This window comes from Pantoea stewartii subsp. stewartii, assembly GCF_008801695.1.
Taxonomy (GTDB): Bacteria; Pseudomonadota; Gammaproteobacteria; order Enterobacterales; family Enterobacteriaceae; genus Pantoea; species Pantoea stewartii.
Genome location: NZ_VZPF01000156.1, coordinates 1 through 3,422 on the forward strand (window position 1 = coordinate 1; position 3,422 = coordinate 3,422).

The 3,422-nt window shown below is 54.0% G+C and carries 4 protein-coding genes and 1 pseudogene; 1 reads left to right on the plus strand and 4 read right to left on the minus strand.

Annotated elements, in window-relative coordinates; genetic code table 11:
• The first annotated feature begins 187 nt into the window (after nt 1-187).
• Nucleotides 188-544 carry a cupin domain-containing protein gene (locus F7Q90_RS24960; protein ID WP_006122092.1) on the plus strand — a complete coding sequence of 119 codons (357 nt, stop codon included), beginning with the start codon at nt 188-190 and terminating at the stop codon, nt 542-544.
• A gap of 44 nt (nt 545-588) precedes the next feature.
• Here the strand turns inward: F7Q90_RS24960 and F7Q90_RS24965 are convergent, their stop codons facing one another.
• The 4 genes and pseudogenes from F7Q90_RS24965 to F7Q90_RS24980 form a co-directional block, all read right to left on the minus strand.
• The gene (locus tag F7Q90_RS24965; protein ID WP_006122091.1) at nt 589-1,281 is read right to left on the minus strand and encodes an aspartate/glutamate racemase; all 693 of its coding nucleotides are present in this window, start codon (nt 1,279-1,281) and stop codon (nt 589-591) included.
• Between the two features lie 95 nt (nt 1,282-1,376).
• Nucleotides 1,377-2,612, minus strand: coding sequence for a protein-disulfide reductase DsbD family protein (locus tag F7Q90_RS24970; RefSeq protein ID WP_006122090.1), 1,236 nt, complete (start codon nt 2,610-2,612; stop codon nt 1,377-1,379).
• Between the two features lie 23 nt (nt 2,613-2,635).
• On the minus strand, nt 2,636-3,199 hold the full coding sequence (locus F7Q90_RS24975) for a peroxiredoxin (protein ID WP_006122089.1): 564 nt from the start codon (nt 3,197-3,199) through the stop codon (nt 2,636-2,638).
• A 74-nt stretch (nt 3,200-3,273) separates the two neighbouring features.
• Nucleotides 3,274-3,422, minus strand: a pseudogene (locus F7Q90_RS24980) (IS630 family transposase); the annotation flags it as partial.

The following is a 3,422-nucleotide window of genomic DNA, read 5'->3' on the forward strand; positions in this document are numbered from 1 at the left end:
AATGGAGGCGAAGCGCCTCAAGGAGCCATGTCCGGTGTTTCACGCGATAGTGTCCATTAAAAAATGATGGACACTATTTTCCCGGAACCGGAGCCCGCTGCACAGACGGTTTAAATGTGACGCTTACTTACGCTAAGGGCAACGTGCAATGCCTGCCATAACCGTGACAATCGCTCAGGAAGAAAAAATGAAAGTACAAAAACTTGAACAACCTGCTTCGATCAGCACTCTCGAACCCTGGGGTACCGTTGAGGGATTACCTGGTTCACCTGAAATCATGATCGCCGGGCTGCAGAAAGTCATCCCGGGCCATGAGAGTATTGATATGGGCATTTTTGAATGTTCGCCGGGCAGCTATCGTCGCGGCGTAAAGCAAGCGGAGATGATGCACTTCCTTTCCGGAACGGGATCTTTTACTGCTGATGGCGAAACACCACAGCATTTCAAACCCGGCGATACGTTGTTTTTTGAAGCAAATACGGAAGGCACATGGGTTATGGACACGACCATGCGTAAGCTCTACGTGATATTTGAAACCCCTTAATGACGCCGACGAACAGACTTTTTGGTTGCCCGGATAACGGACAATCAGGACAACATAAAGTCTACGGCATCACGGGCATGAAGGCTGGTGGTATCAAAGACAGGCAGAGCGCTTTGCGCCTCGGGAACCAGCAGGCCGATTTCCGTGCAGCCGAAAATCACCGCTTGCGCGCCCTGATCGCGCAGCTGCGTGATCACATCAAGATAATACTGGCGTGCGCTTTCGGTAAATTTTCCCATGCAGAGTTCATCAAAAATGATGTGATTGAGGGTGGCGCGCTGCTCCGCCTCCGGCACGATCGTGTTAATCGAAAACCGTTGCTGTAACCGCCCCAGATAAAAATCCTGCTCCATCGTATAGCGGGTGCCCAGCAAGGCGACTCGCGTCATCCCTCTGGCTGTTATCGCCCTGCCCGTGGCATCGGCAATGTGTAAAAAGGGAAGATTGCAGTGGGCTTCTATATCGTCGGCAACCTTGTGCATCGTATTGGTACACAGCACGATGGCTTCGGCCCCGGCAAGTGCCAGTCCCCGGGCGGCTTCACCCAACTGCTTGCCTGCCTGTGCCCAGTTGCCCTCACGCTGACAGACTTCAATATCGTGAAAATCGACGCTGTGTAACAGCAGTCGTGCCGAGTGTAATCCGCCCAGTCTTTCCCGAATACCTTCATTGATAAAACGGTAATAAGGCAGCGTGGATTCCCAGCTCATCCCACCGATCAGTCCGATTGTTTTCATGTTCATCCTGTGTGCATGCCGTGCAGGTTCAGGCCCGCCTTACGCGTGCGCAGGCCTGAATGCAGGTTTAATGGTCTGCCGCAGCAATAAGGCCATCAGGTTTTTTTACCTTTTTCACTGGCCTGCTGCAGTGCCGTGATGACGATGCCCGGGGTTAACACCTGCGGCAGAACGACAGGTTTTCCGCCATCCGCAGGGTAAACGACATACAGCGGCAATCCGCCGCGACCAAAGTCGCTGAGCGCCTGTTCGACATCAGGATTGTACTTCGTGGAGTCCGCAATCATATAGATGGTGTCAGTGCGCGCCATAGCTTGCTTAACCGCCTGCGTCGACAGGGAAGTGCGCTCGTTAACCTGACAGGTAATGCACCATGAGGCCGTAAAATTGACCAGAACGGGTTTGCCCTGACCTTTTATCGCCTCAACATTTTGAGGTGTCCATGCCACCGCGGCCGCGGCAACGGTATCGGGCGAATCCGGCGTTGTCGTGGCGGTTTTCAATGTTAACAACGGCGGAATTAACAGAACGACCATGGCGGCTGTAGCGATGTGTAATGCCCAGTGCCGCCTTCCCATCATCTGTCGCTTTTGCGCCATACCATACAGCCAGGCGGCAAAACTCAGCACCAGGCAGCATGTCAGAATGGCTGCCAGGGCTGTCGAACCCGCCTGACGCTCCAGTACCCAAATCAACCACCCCGCCGCCCCCAGCATGGGAAAGGCGAGCCCGTGTTTGAGCGTGATCATCCAGGCACCCGGCGCAGGTAGCAGGCGGGCAAACACAGGGAAAAAGGAAATTAGTGTGAACGGTGCTGCAAACCCCAGCGCCAGTGAAAGGAAAATAACCACACTGATAACGGGAGGTTGCGTAAAGGCATAGCCGATGGCGCTGGCCATAAACGGCGCGCTACAGGGCGTGGCGACGACGATGGCCAGCGCGCCGGTGAGTGCCGATCCGGTTAGCCCTCCCCGCTCGCCTCCGACTTCACCCGCCCGCTGAAGGGATAAGCCAACCTCAAACAGGCCGAACAGGTTGAGGGCCGATGCCACCATGATTAGCACCAGTAAGGCTATCACCAGCGGTGATTGCAACTGAAAACCCCAGCCGACGGAAGCGCCCCCCATTCTTGCCAGTAACAGCACACTGACCAGCAGCACCATCGTGACAACCACACCCACCAGAAAAGCCAGCCCTTCGGCTCGCGCATGTGCGGGTTGGGCATTGTGGCGCAGCAGACTCAGGGCCTTCAGCGAGATCACCGGGAATACACAGGGCATGAGATTAAGAATAATGCCGCCCAGAAACGCGGCGGCGATAGCAGTCAACATGATGGCGCTGTCCAGATGTGAGATTAAGCCGGGTTAGCCTGACGGTATTTTTTCACGGCATTCAGGGTCTTCTGAATATGGGCCTCTGGATTTTTATCGGTATAACTCAGCAAAATTTTGCCATCAGGCGCAATAACATACGATGTGCGGTCAGACAGAGTTTTGCCTTTCATTTCCATCGTACTTTTGTATTCGGCCGCCACTTTGGCACCCGGATCGGCGGCGACGGTGAACTTATCGCGACACTCAAGCTGAGAGAATTTCGCAATCTGATCGGTATTACCTGCGGTCACGCCAATTACCGTTGCGCCCTGCTTTTTAAACTCATCGGTTGCTTCCGCAAAAGCATGCGCTTCCAGCGTGCAGCCAGCGCTGAACGCCGCCGGGAAGAAATAAAGTACAACCGGTCCTTTTTTCAGTGCCTGCTGTAAGGAGAAGGTCGTTTCTTTACCTGCCAGAGCCGCTTCCAGTTTAAAGTCCGGTGCGGTTTCTCCTGCGGCCAGCGCAGCAAACGCAGAAGTCACAGGCAGGCTTAACGCCAGCAGCGTCGCTGCCGTCAGCATTTTCAGGCGCTTCATTTGATGCATTCTTTTTCTCTCCATCGGCAAACAGGCAACAGTGCCTTATGCACATTAATACTAAATAACTGATCCTAATACCGCTACACTTTAGCCAGCCCATGTTTTCCCCCGGGGAATGGGCTGACGGTATTCATAAAGTGATGGACCTTTTTCAACAGTTGCCACATTGAACTGCACTGGTGATTTCGGGTTATTGTCTCATGAAGCGCCTGCCACAACCGTTCGACAT

Bases quoted from the DNA above. Each gene is read 5' to 3' on its own strand.
- F7Q90_RS24970 (WP_006122090.1), bottom strand. From the start codon at position 2,612: ATGTTGACTGCTATCGCCGCCGCGTTTCTGGGCGGCATTATTCTTAAT.
- F7Q90_RS24975 (WP_006122089.1), bottom strand. From the start codon at position 3,199: ATGCATCAAATGAAGCGCCTGAAAATGCTGACGGCAGCGACGCTGCTG.
- F7Q90_RS24965 (WP_006122091.1), bottom strand. From the start codon at position 1,281: ATGAAAACAATCGGACTGATCGGTGGGATGAGCTGGGAATCCACGCTG.
- F7Q90_RS24960 (WP_006122092.1), top strand. From the start codon at position 188: ATGAAAGTACAAAAACTTGAACAACCTGCTTCGATCAGCACTCTCGAA.